This window comes from Listeria sp. Marseille-Q6474, assembly GCF_946902005.1.
Lineage (GTDB): Bacteria > Bacillota > Bacilli > Lactobacillales > Listeriaceae > Listeria > Listeria innocua.
Map to the genome: position 1 here is coordinate 2,024,509 of NZ_CAMPPS010000001.1, position 21,269 is coordinate 2,045,777.

The window sequence follows — 21,269 nt, forward strand, 5'->3', positions numbered from 1 at the left end:
AATACGTATGGGTTCATTAAATGTTAGTATTGTTACTCCAGACGGCCCTGTTTATGAAGGCGTTGCTCAAATGGTTATTGCTAGAACAAAAGCAGGTGAACTCGGTATTTTACCTGGCCATGTTCCACTAGTTGCTCCACTCAAAATCGACATCGTTCGTTTAAAAGTTGAGTCTGGTGAGGAATGGGTCGCTGTAAATGGTGGCTTTATGGAAGTAAACGGTGAAGAAGTTAACATTCTCGCGGATACTGCTGAACGCGAACAAGATATTGATATTGATCGCGCTGAAAAAGCAAAACAACGTGCAGAAGAAGAACTTAGCCGAGCAAAAGAACAAAAAGTGGATGAAGTAATGGCTCAACTAGCACTACAAAGAGCTATCAACCGAATTCACGCGAAAGAACACAATTAATAATAATTTAGCTTCCTGGTTTTTAGCCAGGAAGTTTTTTTATATAACCATAAGTGCATTAACTGTTTTTTCCTCCCTGTATTTGTTAAAATGAGTAATAGCAAAAAATGAGGAGCGAACACATGTATAATATTATTATGGAATCACCATATGTCATCATCATTTCACATTTACTATTTATCGTTATTACTTTTTGGTCCTTGCAAGCAATCAACTACGAAAAATTCATTAAGAAAAATCATGTAACGCAAGCTAGACTACTATTTGTGATTATTTCGATTGTGCTCGGTTATACATTAAGTAACTTTTTCTTAGACTACTTAGCGGCATCTAAGCAGTTAATTAATTTTTTTGGTTAGAAAAAGTACTATTGTAGTAAAAATTTAATATAAGCTTATAACAAGTTTAATATTAGGTTAAAATCAGTTGATATTTTAGGGTGATAAGTGGTAGAATTACTAAGATATGTTTTAATTTTAAATTTTGATTAATAAAATTCGATAAATGATTTAGTTATTAGTAACGCGGAGGGGTTCTTTTTGGAAAAAATTATTGTACGCGGTGGAAAACAGTTAAATGGTTCTGTAAAAATGGAAGGTGCCAAAAATGCTGTATTACCGGTAATAGCTGCTACATTACTTGCGAGTAAAGGTACTAGCGTATTAAAAAATGTCCCAAATTTGTCTGATGTATTCACAATTAATGAGGTACTTAAATATTTAAATGCTGATGTTTCTTTTGTAAATGATGAAGTAACAGTTGATGCAACAGGAGAAATCACTTCTGATGCACCTTTTGAGTATGTTCGAAAAATGCGTGCTTCTATTGTTGTCATGGGACCACTATTAGCTCGTACTGGTTCAGCTCGTGTAGCTTTGCCAGGTGGATGTGCAATTGGCTCAAGACCAGTAGATTTACATTTAAAAGGCTTTGAAGCAATGGGCGCAATTGTAAAAATCGAAAATGGTTATATTGAAGCTACTGCTGAAAAATTAGTAGGAGCTAAAGTATACTTAGATTTCCCAAGTGTTGGAGCAACTCAAAATATTATGATGGCTGCTACATTAGCTGAAGGAACAACAGTGATTGAGAATGTTGCTCGCGAACCTGAAATTGTAGATTTAGCGAATTTCCTTAACCAAATGGGTGCCAGAGTTATTGGAGCAGGAACTGAAGTAATTAGAATTGAAGGAGTTAAAGAATTAACTGCTACTGAACATTCTATTATTCCTGACCGTATTGAAGCTGGTACGTTTATGATTGCTGCAGCGATTACAGGAGGAAATGTTTTAATTGAAGATGCAGTTCCTGAACATATTAGTTCATTAATCGCTAAATTAGAGGAAATGGGCGTTCAAATTATTGAAGAAGAAAATGGCATTCGTGTCATTGGACCAGATAAATTGAAAGCAGTGGATGTTAAAACAATGCCACATCCTGGTTTCCCAACTGATATGCAATCACAAATGATGGTTATTCAAATGCTAAGTGAAGGTACAAGCATTATGACAGAAACTGTTTTTGAAAATCGCTTCATGCACGTTGAAGAAATGCGTCGAATGAATGCAGATATGAAAATTGAAGGACATTCTGTTATTATTTCCGGTCCAGCAAAACTACAAGGAGCTGAAGTTGCGGCGACTGATTTACGTGCAGCAGCAGCACTTATTCTTGCAGGTCTTGTTGCGGATGGTTATACACAAGTAACGGAACTTAAATACTTAGACCGTGGCTATAATAATTTCCACGGAAAACTTCAAGCGCTTGGTGCAGATGTAGAACGTGTAGATGATTCTAAAATCGATGTAACGAATTTAGCTTCTCTATTCTAAAATTAAATTTGTTAAAACCGTATCTTTTGGTACGGTTTTTTTTATTATCGTGAAAAAAACCACGTTGTCATGAAATATACATTTCAGCATAACGTAAATTATGCTATAATTCAGAATGAGATGTAAAATTAGGTGTACACCACGAAAGGAGTTAAAATGTAAATGGCAAAAGATGTTGGTATCGATTTAGGTACAGCTAATGTATTAATTCATGTTAAAGGAAGAGGAATCGTTGTTAATGAACCTTCAGTTGTCGCTATAAACAATAAGACTGGACAAGTTCTAGCAGTTGGAACAGAAGCTAGAGATATGGTTGGTAGAACTCCAGGGGATATTACAGCAATCAAACCTATGAAAGATGGGGTTATTGCTGATTTTGATATTGTTCAAGAAATGCTACGTTTCTTTATACAAAAGTTGAACCTGAAAACCTTTTTTTCGCGTCCTCGCATTTTAATTTGTTGCCCAACGAATATTACTTCTGTTGAGCAAAAAGCAATTAGAGAAGTTGCTGAAAAAAGTGGTGGAAAACAAGTGTTTCTTGAAGAAGAACCTAAAGTTGCAGCTATTGGTGCTGGCATGGAAATCTTTGAGCCTTCTGGTAATATGATTATTGACATCGGTGGTGGAACTGCGGATGTAGCCGTATTATCTATGGGCGACATCGTAACAAGCCAATCCGTAAAAGTGGCCGGCAATAAATGGGACGCTGATATCTTAAATTATGTTAAAAGAAAGTATAACGTACTTATTGGTGAAAGAACTGCTGAAAATATTAAAGTAACTATTGGAACTGCTTCCCGAGGTACTAAAGAAGAAACTATGGAGATTCGCGGTAGAGACTTAGTAAGTGGCTTACCTAAGACTATCTCCATTACTAGTTCTGAAGTAGAAGAAGCTATTCATGATTCATTGAACTTAATGGTTTTAGCAGCTCGACAAGTTTTAGAGCAAACACCTCCAGAACTTTCAGCAGATATTATTGATAGAGGAATTATTATGACTGGTGGCGGTTCATTATTACATGGTTTAGACGAATTAATGTCTGAACAATTAAAAGTTCCGGTTCTAATTACTGAAAATCCTTTAGATGTTGTAGCTCTCGGTACTGGCATTTTGCTTGAATCACTAACAAATAAAAAACGTGGTCGTATCTAAATTTGAATTTGGGGGATTTATATGTTAGATATTAAGAAAATCAAAGAAATTTTACCTCATCGTTATCCATTTTTATTAGTGGATAGAGTTATTTCTGTTGAAGAAGGAAAAAAAGTAACTGCTATAAAGAATGTAACAGCTAATGAAGAATTCTTTAATGGCCATTTTCCGGAGTATCCAGTAATGCCGGGTGTCCTAATTGTAGAAGCACTTGCTCAAACAAGTGGGATTGCAATGATGCAAAGTGAAGCTAATAAAGGCAAAATTGGTTTGTTTGCGGGAATTGATGGATGTCGCTTTAAACGCCAAGTTGTGCCAGGTGATCAACTCTTACTTGAAGCAGAAATCACTCGAATGAGAGGCGCTATTGCCAAGGCCAAAGTTAAGGCTACAGTAGAAGGCGATTTGGTCTGTGAAGCTGAAATTATGTTCGCCTTGTCAGATTTACCACAATAGAAATAATGAGCACTGAAGTCCAAAATGGATTTTGGTGCTTTTTTGATGTTCTCAGAATAGCATGTGCTAAAAAAAGTTGCAATTTAGTAAAATAGTGTTTTGCATTCATTAGCTCTCTAGAAAAGTATGATTTTCTTCTAGCAGAAAACGGCTTTTTTGTTTCTTTAACCCCCATGAAAATGGAACTTTAGCTATTTTACAAAGAAATTTTTATCAAATATAATCGCTTTACACCAAAAGAAAGAGGCGATTATATGATTAATCAAGTAACTTTAGTAGGACGTTTAACAAAAGAGCCAGAACTGAAATGGACCACAGAAGATAGGGCTGTTTTGAATTTGACAATAGCTTTAAATCGTTTTGGAAAGAATAAAAGAGTCGACAATGATGCAGATTTTATTCAATGCGTTATTTGGGGAAAGCGAGCAGAAGCAACTGCTGAATTTTGTAGTAAAGGACAATTAGTAGGTGTAATCGGAGAACTACAATCTAGACAATATTTGAATAAAGAGGAACAGAAAGTCTATATTACTGAGGTGTTAGTTCACCAAATTAGGTATCTATCAAGTAGAGGTAAAGGCGAAAATGTAGTTAATATCTCTCATGAAGAAGATGAATGATGTAATACTTTGTTATAAAAAGCTAGATTTAACTTATAATTTATAAAAATTTGGTTGAAATAGCGATTAAAAGCGTTGATTTTAGGAGTTATTTGTAATGGAAAAATTTTCCAATTCTATCTTTTAAATATAAATAGTTTATTTTATGAAGTATTTAATTGGGATATAAAAGAGGCGTGAACTATAACGGCGAGTTATGTTGAAAGAATTTGAGAACCAATTGAAGGTGTAAACAATAAAAATCAGACAATAATGGTAATTTACAAATATTGCAGGATTCTCGGGGCTATTCAGGCGCCTGTCATACATGCTTAATTTTTTAGTAACCAAGTCTAAAGTTTCATGTGGTACGATTGTTCTCGAAAGTAATCAAGGAGGGAATTAATTACATGAAGAAAACAGTAGTAGCCATTGCGGCTGGTTTAATTATTGCAGGATCTGGTTCAACTCAAGCTTTTGCGGCTGAGTATAAAGTTCAAGACGGTGACTCACTTTGGAAAATCTCAAATGAAAATAATATCTCTATAAAACAATTGAAAGAAGATAACAACTTAAGCTCAAACTTAATTTTTCCAAACCAAACGTTACAAGTAAATAGTGGCGAGAAAAAAGCTGCTACTAGTAACGGTGCGAAATATACAGTTGTAGCTGGTGACACACTAGGACATATTGCATTAGATAACGGTGTGACAGTTAACCAATTAAAGGAATGGAATAATCTTTCATCTGATTTAATCATAGTTGGTCAAAAATTGTCTGTAGGTGAAAATGCTAAAGCTAGTGAAAGCACACCTTCTGAAAACAACAAATCAGAAAGTAATGCTACAGAACAACCAGCACAGCAACCAAAAGAAGAAAAATCAACACAAACAACTCAAAAATCAACAACATCTAATGAATCGTCAAATAACTCTTCGTCAGCTCAAGGAAATGTTTCAAAAGAGCTAACAGTTACAGCAACTGCTTATAGTAAAGCTGAACCAGGAATGAGCCATATGACAGCAACAGGAATTGATTTAAACGATAATTCACGTGTTATTGCAGTTGATCCATCTGTTATTCCTCTAGGTTCAAAAGTGTATGTTGAAGGATACGGAGAAGCAATTGCAGCCGATACTGGTGGCGCAATTAAAGGTAATAAAATTGATGTACATTTAAACTCAGTACAAGAAGTTAATAACTGGGGTGTAAAACAAGTTAAAGTACAAATTTTAGATTAATCTACTCCATATCGAAAAGCTGCAAATGGCTATGCTATTTGCAGCTTTTTTTGATTAAAAATAGGAAGAGGCTCTTTTTTATGATAAACTTATACATAATAAAGTTTTTTAGGAGATTCAAATGAAAAAGCAGGAAATTTCAATTTTAAATATACCTTTTTATAATACAACCCAAGCTGAATTTATTGAGGAATTACATAATGTTGCTCAAAATGGGGAAAGACGTTTTGTTGTAACTGCTAATCCTGAAATTGTAATGCATGCTCGGACTGATAAAGAGTTTGAGGGGATTTTACGTCAAGCTGATTATATTGTTCCGGATGGTATTGGTATTATCATGGCTTCTGAAAAACTTGGGAATCCGCTAAAAGAACGAGTGACTGGTTATGATACAATGATTGGTTTATTAGAAAAGCCGCTACGTTGTTATTTTTTAGGGGCGAAACCAGAAGTTAGTCAAGGCGTGGAGAGTAAAGTGAACGAAAAATACCCGCAAGCAATCGTTTGTGGTGTTCATCATGGTTATTTTGATGCGCTTGAGAGTGAGGCTATTGCTAAAGAAATAATCGCTGCTGAACCGGATGTTATCTTTGTTGCTCTAGGTTCACCTGCTCAAGAAAAATGGATTTTATCTCAGATGGCTAATTTTTCCAAAGGTATTTTTATTGGTGTTGGTGGGAGTTTTGATGTATTAACTGATAATGTAAAGCGAGCGCCTAAAATTTGGATAAAGCTGAGACTTGAATGGGTATACAGATTGCTAGCGAATCCTTCTAGATGGAGACGTTTTTTTGCAATACCTCAGTTTATGCTTGTTATTCGAAAAGAGCGTAAACGTTTGAAAAAGGGTGAGTAGAATGTATTTTCAGAAGGCAAGGTTAATTCATGCTGAACTACCGCTTTTGGCGCCGTTTAAAACTAGTTATGGCGAATTGAAAAGCAAAGATTTTTATATTATTGAATTAATAAATGAAGAAGGAATCCACGGATATGGTGAATTAGAAGCATTTCCGTTACCAGATTACACTGAAGAGACACTTAGTACAGCTATTCTAATTATTAAGGAGCAGCTACTACCTCTCCTCGCTCAAAGAAAGATTCGTAAGCCGGAAGAAATACAGGTGTTATTCAGTTGGATTCAAGGTAATGAGATGGCAAAGGCGGCTGTTGAACTCGCTGTTTGGGATGCTTTTGCTAAAATGGAAAAAAGATCATTAGCTAAAATGATTGGGGCTACTAAAGAATCTATCAAAGTTGGAGTCAGTATTGGTTTACAACAGAATGTGGAAACTTTACTTCAATTAGTTAATCAATACGTCGATCAGGGCTATGAACGAGTGAAACTAAAAATCGCACCAAACAAAGATATTCAATTTGTTGAAGCTGTTCGTAAAAGTTTTCCAAAACTAAGCTTGATGGCAGACGCGAATTCAGCGTATAATAGAGAAGATTTCTTGTTATTAAAAGAACTAGATCAATATGATTTAGAAATGATTGAGCAGCCATTTGGAACTAAAGATTTTGTGGATCATGCCTGGTTGCAAAAACAATTAAAAACGCGAATTTGTTTGGATGAGAATATTAGATCCGTAAAAGATGTAGAGCAAGCGCATAGCCTTGGTAGTTGTCGGGCTATTAATTTGAAGCTGGCACGTGTTGGAGGTATGTCATCTGCCCTTAAAATAGCAGAGTACTGCGCGCTAAATAAAATACTAGTTTGGTGTGGGGGAATGCTTGAAGCTGGTGTCGGCAGAGCTCATAACATTGCACTAGCAGCGAGAAACGAGTTTGTTTTTCCAGGGGATATATCTGCCTCGAATCGTTTCTTTGCAGAGGATATTGTAACGCCTGCTTTTGAATTAAATCAAGGTAGACTCAAAGTGCCAACGAACGAAGGCATTGGTGTAACGCTAGATTTAAAAGTATTAAAAAAATACACTAAATCAACAGAAGAAATTTTGCTAAATAAAGGATGGAGCTGAAAAAATATTGCTAATATGGAGTATATTGATTAGCTTTGCTGTTGGTATTATCATGGTGCCAATAATTAGAAAGTTTGCATTCAGAATCAATGCGGTTGACACGCCGCGTGAAAGACATAAACATACAAAAACAACAGCCACACTAGGTGGATTAGCTATTTTTATAAGTTTTTCAGTGGGGATGTTCTTAGTACCAATCGATAAATCAGGGTTTGTTCCAATTTATTTTGGTGCTCTAATCATTATTGCAACAGGGTTTATTGATGATATATTTGATTTATCTCCTAAATGGAAAATGGTAGGGCAGATTTTAGCTGCTCTTTGTGTCACTGTTTGGGGCGAAATAACAATTAATTTTATTAATATTCCTTTCTACGGGGAATTGGACTTTGGATATTTTGCGATACCATTATCTATTGTTTGGATTGTGGCCATAGTCAATGCACTTAATTTGATAGATGGGTTAGATGGGCTTGCTGGTGGGATTTCTATTATTGCTTTAATGACAATTGCAGGTATGGCTCTACTTCTTAAAGATGCATTTGTTGCTCCAGTCGCACTTATTCTTGCCGCATCAGTTGCTGCATTTTTAATTTACAACTTTCCGCCTGCAAGTATTTTTATGGGAGACACCGGAGCTTTATTTTTAGGCTATATGATAGCTGTTTTATCACTTATGGGCTTTAAGAACGTAACTTTTATTTCTTTGTTAGTGCCACTTATTATTTTAGGTGTTCCTTTATCAGATACATTTTTCGCTATCGTAAGGCGGTTGAAAGAGCGCATGCCTATATCATCTGCGGATCGCTCGCACATCCATCATAGATTAATGGCACTTGGTTTTACAGAAAAACAAACAGTGTTGTTAATTTACTGCATGGCGCTACTATTCTCTATGACTGGTTTTGTATTCTCTTTTTCTACAACTTGGGGAGCATTACTATTACTCTTATTACTAATTTTTTGTATTGAAATTATTGTTGAATTTATCGGTTTAATTGGCGAAGATTATCGACCAATCTTAAATTTACTTCAAAAAATACATCGAAAACGCAAATAAAAAAGCCAACAACTAATTATTAGTTGTTGGCTTTTTTGTTAATTTGATGCAGTGGAACTTTCATCTGAATAAGGTGCTGCGCCAGGGAATGGTTGTTTAATTCCCAACTCACTAGCAAATTCATTCGAGATGCTTTGAACGGAGGATTCATTCAGTTTGTAATAATAAATGCCGTCCATTGGATTACTATCGCCTTTAAGGTTGAGCGATTTAACATCAATCTTATTAGACATTCCGAATTTTGCAATTGAAAGCATTTGGTTGAAAGTTAGGTTGGTTTTCATGTTATCGCCAACTACTTCAATAATATCAGAGTATTTGCTAACGGAAGAAACAGAAGTCGCTTCACTAAGAATAGATTTAATAATAAGTTGTTGTCGTTTACCACGTTCAATATCACTATCAATATGTCTAGTACGTGCAAGGGCTAAGGCTTGTTCAGCATTAAGGTGTTGAGGTCCTTTTTTAAGCGTAATTGCATTTTGATTATCTTTTGAATCTTGTTCAGTAAAGTTTACTGGCACATCTACATCGATACCATCTAAAGCATCAATGATTTTGAGGAAAGCATCAAAGTCAAATCGAACATAGTAATCGATGGGGATTTTGAATTCTTCTTCTACTGTTTTCATGGTAAGTTCTGGACCACCATATGCATGAGCTGCATTGATTTTCGTGTATTTATTAATCTCTTTTGCAGAATCTTCAATGTGTACATAAGAATCGCGGGGAATACTTGTCATTTCTACGCGCGCATCTTTTACATTAAATGTTGCTAGGATAAGCGAGTCGCTACGAGGGTTTCCGTTAGCTGCTCTTGTAGTACTTGTATCAACGCCAATAATTAAAATAGAAAAACTATCTTTTATAGGTTCAACATCATTTGTTCGAAGTGTGGAAGCTTTTCCGTTCCTCACGTTATCGAAAGAGTTGTCTGCTGCGAGTTTCGTCTTGCTAAAAAGGTAAGTGCCGTATCCGACACCTGCAAGTACTAAACACATCACAGGAATTAGAATCCAGAATAAAATTTTTCTTCTACGCTTGTATTTCTTGCTGCTTCTTCGGCTATCATCAGTGCCTTTACTCATATATTAATTCTCCTTATAGTCACTTTTCTAAGTTTTATTGTATCATTTGTTGAACTAAAGAATGTTACGTGTTATTTACGGTTTCTTTAATTTTTCAACTTTGATGTTATTATACAGAATTTCATTGAAAAAAAATACAAAAAAGATGATATCTTTCAAAAATGTAATATTTGCCTACTCGAGTATTAATTGGTAATTACTAATTTCACAAATTTTGCCGGAGTGTAAATCGAGTTCTTGTCCCGTTGAAACGAGCTCAAAACCAAGCTTAGTAAGTAGTTTTATGGAAGCAATATTTTCCGGGAGTACTTTGGCGGTAATTGTTTTGTATGGGAGGTGAGTTTTAGTTGTATTTAAAAAGGTTGTTAAAATCTCGAACATAAGCCCTTGCCGCCAATGACTTTTGGCTAATTCATAACCGATTTCAATTGTTTGGTTGTTTTTGTTAATATCGTTTATGCCCAGTGAGCCGATTGCTTTTAAAGAATTATCCATAGTAAAAATTGTATACCTACAAGCATTTGGTTCGTTTTCGATGGCTTGAATCATTTCCTCCGCTTGAAGGATGGTAGAAAATTTTTCGATATTCATAAACTGAGCAACGTCATTGTCAGACCAAATATCAAATAAGGTAGTTGCATCTGCAAAAGAAGTTTTTCTCAAAATAGTTCGTTCCGTAGAAATAGTGGTGGGTAAATGTAAAAATATGTTTGTGGACATTCTAAGTAACATCCTTTTCTCTATATTTTTGTGGGCCTTCTTTGTAAGTAACTTGGCCATTTGAAACCTCTGTTATCCAAGTGGAAAAAGTTGAAAGATCCTCATTATCAACAAATACTTGAAGTACGACTTTTTCTGTGAATTCTTTATGAACGATTTGATAATTTTTCTGCTCAAGTGCATTCTCTATTTTTCCTAAAAGTGGATAAGCAAAAGAGCACTCAATAATAGTAGCTAATTTGCATTCGACTATACCGATAGTTTGGATTGCTTCACTGACAGCACCACCATATGCACGGACAAGGCCCCCTGCGCCGAGCTTAGTTCCTCCGAAATAGCGAGTAACAACCACAACAACATTTTTTAAAGCTTTCTTTTTTAAAACTTCTAACATAGGAACCCCTGCTGTTCCACTTGGTTCACCATCGTCATGTGCTTTTTGAAATTGGTCATTTTCTCCTATAATATAGGCAGAGCAATTATGAGTAGCATCACGGTGCTCTTTTTTGATTGTTTGTATGAATGTCTGTGCTTCGGATTCTGTTTTTATTCGCTTAATATGGCAAATAAAGCGAGATTTTTCAATTATTATTTCATGTTTTCCATCGCTACGAATGGTTAAATAATGATCCAACATAAGGAACCTCCATAAGTTGATACATTCAGTCTGCTTTTATTTTATCCGAAAGCAAAGCGATTGTATAGATATTTTTCTAAGTGCAGCGGGTGAAGTGGTGGCAAATTCGTGTTATAATAAAAACTACTATTACTTTAGACTGGTTTTCGATTGCATTTTATAGGCATATAGAAGTAATTTTCTAAAACTTTGCTGTATAATTGAGCTACAGTTTGTAATGAAAATAGGTTAGTTTGAGTAAATAGTACTTAAAAGAGAAAAGTTTATTTGCCAATTTTATGGCAGGGATTATAAGGTTAAGCGTTTTGCTACTTAAAAAGGATGATGTTTTCGATTGCAAAGTGGCTTGGTGAAATTAGATAAGTGAAGGAGGAGTAGTCATTATGGCACTCAAAATCATGATTGTAGATGATCATCAGTTGTTTCGCGAAGGTATCAAGCGAATTTTAGAGTTGGAAGATTCTTTTGAAGTCGTAGCGGAAGCTGAAAATGGTAAGAATATCGTAGCAAAAGTTCGCGAATATAAACCAGACATCGTTTTAATGGATATTAATATGCCAACTGTTAATGGGTTAGACGCAACAGAAATGTTAGTACGTCAATTCCCTAGTATCAAAGTTATCGTATTGACTATTCACGATACAGATGAGTACGTAACAGAGGCACTTAGAGCAGGAGCAGTAGGTTATTTATTAAAAGAAATGGATGCACATGAACTCGTAGAAGCTGTTAAAATAGTAGATAATGGGGGCGCGTATATTCATCCGCGTGTAGCGATTAAATTAATTCGCGAATATCGACATTTAGCAAGCACGAATACTTCGCAAGGGGTTTATGGTTACCAGCAACCCGAAGTGAAAATGCCTTTGCATATTTTAACGCATAGAGAGTGTGAAGTATTACAGCTTCTTACCGATGGAAAAAGTAACCGCGGAATTGGGGAAACGCTTTTCATTAGTGAAAAAACAGTAAAAAATCATGTTAGCAGTATTTTACAAAAAATGAAAGTGAATGATAGAACTCAAGCGGTGGTAACGGCAATTAAGCACGGCTGGGTTTATATTCGCTAAAGAAATTTCAGGGGGACTATATGAACGAAAAAATAGCAGTGGTTACTGACAGCACCACTTATTTGCCAGATGAAGTGAAAGAGCAGCTACGAATTAATGTCGTACCACTTTCCGTAATAATTGATGGAAAATCTTATCGTGAAGGAGAAGAACTTTCTACGGCTGATTTTTACAAAAAAGTAAAAGAAGCAGAAAATTTTCCAACTTCTTCGCAACCTGCCCCTGGTGAATTTATTCAATTGTTTGAGAAACTAAAAGAACAAGGTTTTGATACAGTAATTAGTATTCATCTATCCAGTGGCATCAGCGGGACTTTCCAAAACGCAGCTTCTGCAGGTGAACTAATTGATGGCTTGAATGTAGTTGCTTATGATTCAGAGCTTTCATGTATGGCGCAAGGGATGTTTGCTGTTAAAGCGGCTGAAATGGCTTTAGCAAATGAACCTTTAGAACGAATTATTTCCGAATTAGATAAGATTAAAAAGGCGCAAGATGCATATTTTATGGTAGATGATTTAAATAACCTGCAACGCGGTGGTCGCTTAAATGGGGCACAAGCGCTTGTCGGTAGTTTGCTTCAAATTAAACCAATCCTTCATTTTAATGATAAGCAAATTGTTCTTTTTGAAAAAGTTAGAACTCAAAAAAAGGCATTAAAACGGATTGAAGATATTCTTGAAGTAGCTATCAAAAATAAAAATGCAGAAAAAGCCTACGTTATCCATGGAAATGATCCGGAAAAAGGAGAAACATGGCGCAAACATTTAGAATCCAAGTTTCCAGAAGTGGAGTTCGAGTTGAGCTATTTTGGCCCAGTTATCGGCACGCATTTAGGTGAAGGCGCACTGGGATTAACCTGGTCAATAAAATAATAGAATCTCTAGCTTTTTAGCTAGAGATTTTTTTATTTAGGCTAAAGTTGTATTTTCGCCAATTTCACCTATTGAAAATGGTTGTTTTGCCTTTAGCGAAAATAGTATTTTATGGTCATATTGAGGCTGGAAAATAAGAAATTAACTTCTGCAAAGAAATCTAAAAAAGTGTATAACTTAGGAGAGGTGAAAAGTGATGGATATTTTTCCTGGAAGGTTATATCTAAAGAAGGAAGTCGAAACAGTTGAGGGACTACAGGAAATTCTTGCTATTTCAGCTAATCGTTGTTTTCGTTGTGGAAATACAAATCCATTTTTATTCGGCAAAATGACATGTGCTTCTTGTGATAGGGAGGATTGTTTGTACTGCAGAAACTGTATAGTTATGGGGCGGGTAAATAGTTGTCAGAAGTTATACTATCAAAAAGCAGACATTCTGCCGGAAAGAATAGAATCTTGTTTGGGCTGGGAAGGAACTTTATCGCCAGGACAAAAAAAGGCTTCAAGTGCAGTTGTTTCAAGTATTAAGCAGAAAGTTGATATGCTTTTATGGGCAGTCGCTGGGTCTGGTAAAACAGAAATGATGTTTGAAGGAATGGATTTAGCATTAAAGCAAGGTTTTAGAATTTGTATAGCTTCTCCGAGGGTTGATGTATGTTTAGAATTATATCCGCGTTTGCAAGCTGTTTTCAAAGAGGTAGATATAGTTTGTTTGTATGGAGATTCCAAAGACAAATATCAAGGTGAACAATTTGTGGTTGCTACAACACATCAATTAATCCGTTTTTATGATACATTTCAAGTTATTTTTATAGATGAAGTAGATGCTTTTCCATATGCAAAAGATCCTTTTTTAGAATACGCTGTTAGAAAGGCTAGAACTAAAGTAGGTTCAACAATTATAATCACAGCAACTCCAGAGAAAAAGTGGCAACAAGAATGCGCGGCCGGTAAACGGAACTTTGTAAAAATCCCTGCCCGCTACCATAGAAAGCAGCTACCTGTTCCTAGAACTTGCTGGATTGGTCCGTGGAAGAAAAATTTAGCTCAAGGAAAAATAACCCTTAAGTTGATTAATTGGATAAAAAAAGCAGAACTTAAAAATCAACCAGTATTAATCTTCTTTCCAGAAATTGAAGCAATGAATCAATTTGCTGAAGCGCTCGTAAATTATGATTTTACTCGCCCAGTGACCGTTCATTCGGCAGATCAGTTACGCAAAGAAAAAGTTGAGTGGCTACGTGAAGGCAAAATCAAGCTACTACTTACGACAACTATATTAGAAAGAGGGGTCACTTTTAAAGATGTTCAAGTAGCTGTTTTTGGAAGTGAGGGGAGGATTTTTACAGAAGCTGCATTAGTGCAAATAGCTGGGCGTGCGGGAAGGAAATTAACTCATCCAACTGGCGATGTTTGTTTTTTTCATTATGGCAAGACTACAGAAATGAATCGGGCTATTACGCATATTAAAAAAATGAACCAATTAGGTTTTAAAGAAGGATTATTAGATGATTAACTGTTTGCTTTGTTTACAACCTGTTAAACAAGCAGCTAGTTGGGAAATTAGTTGGTTTCTTAGCGAGGAAGTTTTGTGTTGTTCCGATTGTATAGCGGGCTTTGAAAAATTAACTGGACCGCTTTGTAATATGTGTAGCAGGGAATCATCTGATGAATTTTGTAAAGATTGCCAAGGTAGAGAGTTTTTTCTAGATAGTAATCGATCTTTGTACCAATATAATGATTTTGCCAAAGAATATATGAAAAAATTTAAGTTTCAAGGTGATTATATCATCGGAGCTATTTTTCAAAAGGAACTAAAAAAATACTTCGCCGCGAACAAAACGACTATTGTCCCAATCCCGGTAAGTGAAGTCCGCAAATTAGGGCGAGGATTTAATCAAACAACAGCAATATTGAAACAATCTAATCTTCACTATGAGGAAATTTTAGCAAAAAAACACTCTGAAAAACAATCTAAGAAAACAAAGCGAGAACGATTAGAAACAGAACAAGTATTTTATGTAGCTGAAGAGATTGGAAGCAGTGAAAAGGAAATAATTTTATTTGATGATATATACACTACAGGTAGTACTCTTAACTTAGCGGCGCAAGCGTTAAAAGAATCAGGCATGAAAAAGGTAACCTCTTTAACCATATTTAGATAGTTGAGATTTATCGCCAAAAGAGGTTTGCGAAAGGCTTTTTAGTGGAATAAAATACTAAATAAAGATAAGTAGATAAACGCTTCTTTACTCTTTGTGCAAATGTTTGCAAAAGGTATCGTTTTCACGTAGACTAAGGGTAAGAAGAATACTCTTCTTTATCGTTATTTTGTTTTATTTCAAAGGAGGAATTGCTATGCTTAAGTACAACATTCGTGGTGAAAATATTGAAGTAACGGAACCGATTCGAGATTACGTAGAAAAGAAAATCGATAAACTAGAACGATATTTTACAGAAACTCCAGACGCTAACGTTCATGTTAATTTAAAAGTATATTCCGATAAAAATGCGAAGGTTGAAGTGACCATTCCTCTCCCAAATCTTGTGCTACGTGCAGAAGAAACTAGTGGAGATTTATATGCTAGCATCGACTTGATTGTGGATAAATTAGAGCGTCAAATCCGTAAACATAAAACAAAAGTAAATCGTAAATTCCGTGATAAAGGTGCAGAAAGAGATTATTTTGCATATTCGGATGTTAACGGCAGCACACCACCAGAAGAAAATGAAGGAGATTTTGATCTTGAAATTGTAAGAACAAAACAATTTTCTTTAAAACCTATGGACAGTGAAGAAGCTGTTTTACAAATGAACTTGCTAGGACATAGTTTCTACGTATATACTGATGCTGAAACGAATGGAACTAACATTGTGTATTCACGTAAAGACGGTAAATATGGATTAATTGAAACTAATTAATAGTACAAAGATAATGAGCATGGGGGCCAAAATTTTGGCTCCCATTTTTATTAGGAATGAAGAATCTATGACGTTTTTGCATTTTTATTTGTTAAAAAGAGATAACCAGTTGTATATTTTATCTAATAAGTGATAGAATTAGTGTGTATATTTTAAGAGAAGATAATTCCTGAAAGTTATCATAGATGAAACTGCGCGACGACAGCGAAAACAGTAGAGGAGAATTTAAATGGCTGGACTATTGAAGAAGATTTTTGAATCAGGAAAAAAAGATGTTAAATATTTGGAGAGAAAAGCAGATGAAATTATTGCTTTAGCAGACGAAACTGCGGCTCTTTCAGATGAAGCTCTACGCGAGAAAACAGTAGAGTTTAAAGAACGTGTTCAAAAAGGTGAAACGCTAGACGACTTATTGGTAGAAGCTTTTGCTGTTGCCAGAGAAGGTGCTAAGCGTGCCCTAGGACTGTATCCATTTAAAGTTCAATTAATGGGTGGTATCGTTCTTCACGAAGGTAATATTGCTGAAATGAAAACTGGTGAAGGTAAAACATTAACAGCGACATTACCAGTTTATTTAAATGCGCTTTCTGGTGAAGGTGTACATGTAGTTACGGTCAATGAATACTTGGCTCACCGTGACGCAGAAGAAATGGGTGTTTTATATAATTTCCTAGGTCTTTCTGTAGGGCTTAACTTAAATGCTTTATCTAGCACAGAAAAACGAGAAGCTTATGCATGTGATATTACGTATAGTACAAATAATGAATTAGGATTTGACTACTTACGTGACAACATGGTGGTTTACAAAGAAGAAATGGTACAACGTCCATTAGCGTTTGCCGTTATTGATGAAGTCGATTCTATTTTGGTCGATGAAGCTAGAACACCTTTAATCATTTCTGGTGAAGCTGAAAAATCCACTATCTTATACGTTCGTGCTAATACATTCGTACGAACTTTGACAGAAGAGGAAGATTATACAGTTGATATTAAAACTAAATCTGTCCAATTAACCGAAGATGGTATGACAAAAGGGGAAAACTACTTTGATGTAGAAAACCTTTTTGATTTAGAAAATACGGTGATTTTACATCATATTGCTCAAGCGCTTAAAGCAAACTACACGATGAGTTTAGATGTAGATTACGTAGTTCAAGATGATGAAGTTCTCATTGTTGACCAATTTACAGGTCGTATTATGAAAGGACGCCGTTTCAGCGAGGGCTTACACCAAGCGCTTGAAGCAAAAGAAGGCGTTACTATTCAAAATGAATCTAAAACAATGGCAACTATTACATTCCAAAACTATTTCCGTATGTACAAAAAACTTGCTGGTATGACCGGTACTGCGAAAACGGAAGAAGAAGAATTCCGCGATATTTATAATATGCGTGTTATTGAAATTCCAACAAACAAAGTAATTATTCGTGATGATCGTCCAGATTTAATTTTTACAACGATTGAAGCGAAATTTAATGCAGTAGTAGAAGATATTGCTGACCGTCATGCAAAAGGACAACCAGTTCTTGTTGGTACTGTTGCGATTGAAACATCAGAGCTTATTTCGAGCAAATTAAAACGCAAAGGAATTAAGCACGATGTCTTAAATGCCAAACAACATGAACGTGAAGCGGATATTATTAAAAACGCTGGTGAACGTGGTGCAGTAACAATCGCAACCAATATGGCTGGTCGTGGTACGGATATTAAACTTGGTGAAGGTACTATTGATGCTGGTGGTCTAGCTGTAATTGGTACAGAACGTCATGAATCACGTCGTATTGATAACCAATTACGTGGTCGTTCTGGTCGTCAAGGGGATCCGGGTGTAACACAATTCTATCTTTCTATGGAAGATGAACTGATGCGCCGTTTTGGCTCTGATAACATGAAGAGCATGATGGAACGTTTTGGTATGGCTGAAGATGCAATCCAAAGTAAAATGGTGAGTCGTGCCGTTGAATCAGCCCAAAGACGTGTGGAAGGAAATAACTTTGATTCACGGAAACAAGTTTTACAATATGATGATGTACTTCGCCAACAACGGGAAGTTATTTATAAACAACGCTATGAAGTAATTAATGCAGAAAACAGTCTTCGCGAAATCATTGAACAAATGATTCAGCGTACAGTGAATTTCATTGTTTCTAGTAATGCATCAAGCCATGAACCAGAAGAAGCGTGGAATTTACAAGGTATTATCGATTATGTCGATGCTAACTTACTTCCAGAAGGTACAATTACGCTAGAAGATTTACAAAACAGAACAAGCGAAGATATTCAAAACCTTATTTTGGACAAGATAAAAGCGGCATATGATGAAAAAGAAACATTGTTGCCTCCTGAAGAATTTAATGAGTTTGAAAAAGTAGTATTGCTTCGTGTTGTTGATACGAAATGGGTTGATCATATTGATGCAATGGACCATTTACGCGATGGTATCCATTTACGTGCTTATGGTCAAATTGATCCGCTTCGTGAGTATCAATCAGAAGGTTTCGAGATGTTTGAAGCAATGGTATCATCCATTGATGAAGACGTGGCTCGTTATATCATGAAAGCAGAAATTCGCCAAAACCTTGAGCGCGAACAAGTAGCTAAAGGTGAAGCAATCAATCCTGCTGAAGGAAAACCAGAAGCGAAACGCCAACCTGTTCGTAAAGACCAACATATTGGACGTAATGATCCTTGTCCTTGTGGTAGCGGCAAAAAATATAAAAATTGTCATGGTAAAGAAGCATAGATTGAAACAACTAAAAAAGCGCCTGCAAGACGGCGCTTTTTGCTATGAAAGTTTGTAAGTAAATTCAAAAAAGGTGGAATTAAGAATGGAATTAGCAGAAATTCGTAATGAACTAGAAAAAACAGCACAGCAAATCAAAGACTTTAGGGGGTCTCTTTGACTTAGACAGCATGGAAGTTCGAATTGCTGAGTTAGAAGACCAGATGTTGGATCCGAATTTTTGGAACGACCAACAAGCGGCTCAAAAAGTAATTAATGAGTCAAATGGATACAAAGAAACATATCAAGCTTTTCATGCGCTTGAAGAAGAACAAGAAAGCATGGAAATCAGTTTAGAACTACTAAAAGAAGAAGCGGATGAAGATTTACAAGCAGAATTAGAAAAAGATATTAAAGCATATATGGCGACGATAAGTGAATTTGAACTTAAGTTAATGTTAAGTGATCCATATGATAAAAATAATGCTATTTTAGAATTGCATCCAGGTGCTGGTGGAACAGAATCACAAGACTGGGGCTCAATGTTATTACGCATGTATCAACGTTGGTCTGAGAAAAAAGGTTTTAAAGTCGAAATGCTCGATTATCAAGCGGGTGATGAAGCGGGTATTAAAAGCGTTACATTACTCATCAAAGGACACAATGCATACGGCTATTTGAAAGCAGAAAAAGGTGTGCATCGTTTAGTTCGTATCTCGCCATTCGATTCATCAGGTAGGCGTCATACATCTTTTGTTTCAGTGGATGTTATGCCAGAATTAGATGATGATATTGAAATTGAAGTACGTACAGAAGATTTGAAAATTGATACGTATCGTGCAACTGGTGCTGGTGGACAGCATATTAATACAACCGATTCAGCAGTTCGGATGACACATATTCCATCCGGGATTGTAGTAACCTGCCAATCAGAGCGTTCGCAGCTTAAAAACCGTGAACAAGCAATGAAAATGTTGAAAACAAAACTATATCAAAAAGAACAAGAAGAAAAAGAACGCGAGCTAGCAGAAATTCGTGGTGAGCAAAAAGAAATTGGTTGGGGAAGCCAAATTCGTTCGTATGTTTTCCACCCTTACTCCATGGTGAAAGACCATCGTACAAATTACGAAACCGGTAATATTCAAGCGGTAATGGATGGAGATTTAGACGACTTTATCAATGCATATTTGCGTTCTAGGATTGGATAAGAACGATGACAAATAAAAGGAAAAAGCAACCTTTATCCCCAATGGTTTCTAAATTAATTGAGTATTTATATGTTATTATTGGTGCTGCTTTAATTGCACTAGCCTTCAATGTTTTACTCTTGCCTAATCATGTTGCTTCTGGCGGTGTGAGTGGGATAAGTACGATTATTAACTATTTAACTGGTTGGAATCCAGCATTTATCCAGTGGGCTTTTAATATCCCTTTATTTCTTGCTGGATTATTCTTCTTAGGGTATCAATTTGGTTTGAAAACTTTTGTTGGTACAATGCTTTTACCTTTCTTTGTGTATTTAACACAAGGATTAACCCCGTGGACACATGAACCGCTAGTCGCTGCTCTATTTGGGGGTGTGCTAGTAGGAATGGGACTTGGAATTGTTTTTCGTGGCAAGGCCTCAACTGGTGGCACGGATGTGGCTGCCCAAATTTTGCATAAATATTCTCATTTAACATTGGGGATATGTGTAGCTTTAATTGATGGCTTTGTAGTTATCTCGGCAATGTTTGTTTTTGATATTGAATCTGGACTTTATGCACTTATTGGTCTTTTTGCAACTAGTAAAACAATTGATTTAGTGCAAGTGGGGCTTAATCAATCCAAAACAGTGTTTATTATTTCAGAGAATCAAGAAGCTATCAGACAAGCAATCCTCTTTAAAATTGATCGTGGTATTACTCGCCTTTCAGCAAAGGGCGGCTATACTGAAGATGACAAGCAAATCTTACTTTGTGTTATTGCTCAAAGTGAGTTTTCTAGACTAAAAGAAGTAATAAAAGAAATTGACCCAGAAGCTTTTGTCGTTGTAATGAGCGCAAGTGAAGTAATGGGGGAAGGTTTCACGTCATAAAAGGCAACATTTTCTCCTCTTTTTAGGGGAGAAATGTTGCCTTTTTCAAGTTTTTTACCTCCCTATTTAACAATTTGATGACAGGAACCTTTAGCGTAATAGTAGACTTGAAGCAGTTTTGTTCTAATTGGTCTATTCCGGTAGCGATAACTGTAATGTTTTTTAATCTACCTGTAATGTTATTTAGGATAAAAACAAGTTACAATGTTAGCAGTAGAAAAGACCAACACAGGTGCTTTTTTATTTTGTCTTAGAAAATAAGAACCACGGATAACTTTTCAAAAGAATTTAAAATCAAAAATTGTGTTTCCTATTACAATAATCGAGATATTGTCATACCCTGAAATATAATTGTAATGCAATTAACCTATAGATGAAAAACTGTCATGGTATAATTAAGCTTATGTTGTGAGTTTAAATT

The 21,269-nt window shown here is 35.7% G+C and carries 21 protein-coding genes; 18 read left to right on the forward strand and 3 right to left on the reverse strand.

Features of this window, described 5'->3' with window-relative positions; all coding sequences use genetic code 11:
• Positions 1–7 precede the first annotated feature (7 nt).
• From OC533_RS10155 to OC533_RS10200, 10 genes are all read left to right on the forward strand, one after another.
• Positions 8–412, forward strand: coding sequence for a F0F1 ATP synthase subunit epsilon (locus OC533_RS10155; RefSeq protein ID WP_003723461.1), 405 nt, complete (start codon positions 8–10; stop codon positions 410–412).
• Positions 413–534: 122 nt separating this feature from the next.
• A complete protein-coding gene (locus tag OC533_RS10160) occupies positions 535–771 on the forward strand; it encodes a DUF1146 family protein (RefSeq protein WP_010991327.1) in 237 nt (78 codons plus the stop codon).
• Positions 772–951: 180 nt separating this feature from the next.
• Positions 952–2,244, forward strand: a complete 1,293-nt coding sequence (gene murA, locus OC533_RS10165; RefSeq protein ID WP_003772302.1) for a UDP-N-acetylglucosamine 1-carboxyvinyltransferase — start codon at positions 952–954, stop codon at positions 2,242–2,244.
• Between the two features lie 162 nt (positions 2,245–2,406).
• The gene (gene mreB / locus OC533_RS10170) at positions 2,407–3,402 is read left to right on the forward strand and encodes a rod shape-determining protein MreB (RefSeq protein WP_010991326.1); all 996 of its coding nucleotides are present in this window, start codon (positions 2,407–2,409) and stop codon (positions 3,400–3,402) included.
• A 21-nt stretch (positions 3,403–3,423) separates the two neighbouring features.
• Positions 3,424–3,858 (forward strand): 3-hydroxyacyl-ACP dehydratase FabZ, encoded by a 435-nt coding sequence (gene fabZ / locus OC533_RS10175; RefSeq protein WP_003763977.1) that lies wholly within the window; start codon positions 3,424–3,426, stop codon positions 3,856–3,858.
• A gap of 254 nt (positions 3,859–4,112) precedes the next feature.
• Positions 4,113–4,478 carry a single-stranded DNA-binding protein gene (locus tag OC533_RS10180; RefSeq protein WP_003763975.1) on the forward strand — a complete coding sequence of 122 codons (366 nt, stop codon included), beginning with the start codon at positions 4,113–4,115 and terminating at the stop codon, positions 4,476–4,478.
• Positions 4,479–4,867: 389 nt separating this feature from the next.
• Positions 4,868–5,698: a LysM peptidoglycan-binding and 3D domain-containing protein gene (locus tag OC533_RS10185; RefSeq protein WP_070752434.1), complete on the forward strand. Its 831-nt coding sequence runs from the start codon at positions 4,868–4,870 to the stop codon at positions 5,696–5,698.
• A gap of 121 nt (positions 5,699–5,819) precedes the next feature.
• Positions 5,820–6,554, forward strand: coding sequence for a WecB/TagA/CpsF family glycosyltransferase (locus OC533_RS10190; RefSeq protein ID WP_003772308.1), 735 nt, complete (start codon positions 5,820–5,822; stop codon positions 6,552–6,554).
• Between the two features lies 1 nt (position 6,555).
• Positions 6,556–7,680 (forward strand): o-succinylbenzoate synthase, encoded by a 1,125-nt coding sequence (gene menC, locus OC533_RS10195; protein ID WP_194324067.1) that lies wholly within the window; start codon positions 6,556–6,558, stop codon positions 7,678–7,680.
• A gap of 7 nt (positions 7,681–7,687) precedes the next feature.
• Entirely contained in the window at positions 7,688–8,740 is a 1,053-nt protein-coding gene (locus OC533_RS10200; RefSeq protein ID WP_194324065.1) for a glycosyltransferase family 4 protein, read from the forward strand.
• 38 nt (positions 8,741–8,778) lie between these two features.
• On the opposite strand, the gene OC533_RS10205 is transcribed toward OC533_RS10200, so the two are convergent.
• From OC533_RS10205 to OC533_RS10215, 3 genes are all read right to left on the reverse strand, one after another.
• Positions 8,779–9,828 carry an LCP family protein gene (locus OC533_RS10205; RefSeq protein WP_185312113.1) on the reverse strand — a complete coding sequence of 350 codons (1,050 nt, stop codon included), beginning with the start codon at positions 9,826–9,828 and terminating at the stop codon, positions 8,779–8,781.
• Between the two features lie 174 nt (positions 9,829–10,002).
• Positions 10,003–10,548 (reverse strand): GNAT family N-acetyltransferase, encoded by a 546-nt coding sequence (locus OC533_RS10210; RefSeq protein ID WP_181469979.1) that lies wholly within the window; start codon positions 10,546–10,548, stop codon positions 10,003–10,005.
• Position 10,549: 1 nt separating this feature from the next.
• Entirely contained in the window at positions 10,550–11,185 is a 636-nt protein-coding gene (locus OC533_RS10215; RefSeq protein ID WP_003772318.1) for a YigZ family protein, read from the reverse strand.
• A 383-nt stretch (positions 11,186–11,568) separates the two neighbouring features.
• Here OC533_RS10215 and degU point away from each other — a divergent pair, with 383 nt between their 5' ends.
• The 8 genes from degU (at position 11,569) to OC533_RS10255 (ending at position 20,848) form a co-directional block, all read left to right on the forward strand.
• Positions 11,569–12,255, forward strand: a complete 687-nt coding sequence (gene degU, locus OC533_RS10220) for a two-component system response regulator DegU (protein ID WP_003722647.1) — start codon at positions 11,569–11,571, stop codon at positions 12,253–12,255.
• 20 nt (positions 12,256–12,275) lie between these two features.
• On the forward strand, positions 12,276–13,127 hold the full coding sequence (locus OC533_RS10225; protein WP_003763963.1) for a DegV family protein: 852 nt from the start codon (positions 12,276–12,278) through the stop codon (positions 13,125–13,127).
• A 196-nt stretch (positions 13,128–13,323) separates the two neighbouring features.
• Positions 13,324–14,643 carry a DEAD/DEAH box helicase gene (locus tag OC533_RS10230; RefSeq protein ID WP_185513255.1) on the forward strand — a complete coding sequence of 440 codons (1,320 nt, stop codon included), beginning with the start codon at positions 13,324–13,326 and terminating at the stop codon, positions 14,641–14,643.
• A complete protein-coding gene (locus OC533_RS10235) occupies positions 14,636–15,292 on the forward strand; it encodes a ComF family protein (protein ID WP_194324062.1) in 657 nt (218 codons plus the stop codon). The genes OC533_RS10230 and OC533_RS10235 overlap by 8 nt, the downstream gene beginning before the upstream one ends.
• A 193-nt stretch (positions 15,293–15,485) precedes the next feature.
• Positions 15,486–16,049, forward strand: a complete 564-nt coding sequence (hpf, locus tag OC533_RS10240) for a ribosome hibernation-promoting factor, HPF/YfiA family (RefSeq protein ID WP_003722643.1) — start codon at positions 15,486–15,488, stop codon at positions 16,047–16,049.
• Between the two features lie 229 nt (positions 16,050–16,278).
• Complete coding sequence (gene secA / locus OC533_RS10245) at positions 16,279–18,792, forward strand: preprotein translocase subunit SecA (RefSeq protein WP_003772328.1); 2,514 nt, start codon at positions 16,279–16,281, stop codon at positions 18,790–18,792.
• An 85-nt stretch (positions 18,793–18,877) separates the two neighbouring features.
• Positions 18,878–19,979, forward strand: a protein-coding gene (prfB, locus tag OC533_RS10250) for a peptide chain release factor 2 (protein WP_115848561.1) whose coding sequence is annotated in 2 segments (ribosomal slippage) — positions 18,878–18,949 and positions 18,951–19,979 — 1,101 coding nt in all. Because the reading frame shifts where the segments join, the coding sequence is not laid out codon by codon here.
• Between the two features lie 5 nt (positions 19,980–19,984).
• On the forward strand, positions 19,985–20,848 hold the full coding sequence (locus OC533_RS10255; RefSeq protein WP_070752443.1) for a YitT family protein: 864 nt from the start codon (positions 19,985–19,987) through the stop codon (positions 20,846–20,848).
• The last annotated feature ends 421 nt before the right edge of the window (positions 20,849–21,269 follow it).

Coding starts and splice junctions, on each gene's coding strand:
- OC533_RS10255 (WP_070752443.1), top strand. CDS start 19,985: ATGACAAATAAAAGGAAAAAGCAACCTTTATCCCCAATGGTTTCTAAA.
- fabZ (WP_003763977.1), top strand. CDS start 3,424: ATGTTAGATATTAAGAAAATCAAAGAAATTTTACCTCATCGTTATCCA.
- OC533_RS10225 (WP_003763963.1), top strand. CDS start 12,276: ATGAACGAAAAAATAGCAGTGGTTACTGACAGCACCACTTATTTGCCA.
- OC533_RS10185 (WP_070752434.1), top strand. CDS start 4,868: ATGAAGAAAACAGTAGTAGCCATTGCGGCTGGTTTAATTATTGCAGGA.
- OC533_RS10190 (WP_003772308.1), top strand. CDS start 5,820: ATGAAAAAGCAGGAAATTTCAATTTTAAATATACCTTTTTATAATACA.
- degU (WP_003722647.1), top strand. CDS start 11,569: ATGGCACTCAAAATCATGATTGTAGATGATCATCAGTTGTTTCGCGAA.
- OC533_RS10160 (WP_010991327.1), top strand. CDS start 535: ATGTATAATATTATTATGGAATCACCATATGTCATCATCATTTCACAT.
- menC (WP_194324067.1), top strand. CDS start 6,556: ATGTATTTTCAGAAGGCAAGGTTAATTCATGCTGAACTACCGCTTTTG.
- OC533_RS10155 (WP_003723461.1), top strand. CDS start 8: ATGGGTTCATTAAATGTTAGTATTGTTACTCCAGACGGCCCTGTTTAT.
- mreB (WP_010991326.1), top strand. CDS start 2,407: ATGGCAAAAGATGTTGGTATCGATTTAGGTACAGCTAATGTATTAATT.
- OC533_RS10180 (WP_003763975.1), top strand. CDS start 4,113: ATGATTAATCAAGTAACTTTAGTAGGACGTTTAACAAAAGAGCCAGAA.
- OC533_RS10210 (WP_181469979.1), bottom strand. CDS start 10,548: ATGTCCACAAACATATTTTTACATTTACCCACCACTATTTCTACGGAA.
- OC533_RS10205 (WP_185312113.1), bottom strand. CDS start 9,828: ATGAGTAAAGGCACTGATGATAGCCGAAGAAGCAGCAAGAAATACAAG.
- hpf (WP_003722643.1), top strand. CDS start 15,486: ATGCTTAAGTACAACATTCGTGGTGAAAATATTGAAGTAACGGAACCG.
- OC533_RS10215 (WP_003772318.1), bottom strand. CDS start 11,185: ATGTTGGATCATTATTTAACCATTCGTAGCGATGGAAAACATGAAATA.
- OC533_RS10230 (WP_185513255.1), top strand. CDS start 13,324: ATGGATATTTTTCCTGGAAGGTTATATCTAAAGAAGGAAGTCGAAACA.
- secA (WP_003772328.1), top strand. CDS start 16,279: ATGGCTGGACTATTGAAGAAGATTTTTGAATCAGGAAAAAAAGATGTT.
- OC533_RS10235 (WP_194324062.1), top strand. CDS start 14,636: ATGATTAACTGTTTGCTTTGTTTACAACCTGTTAAACAAGCAGCTAGT.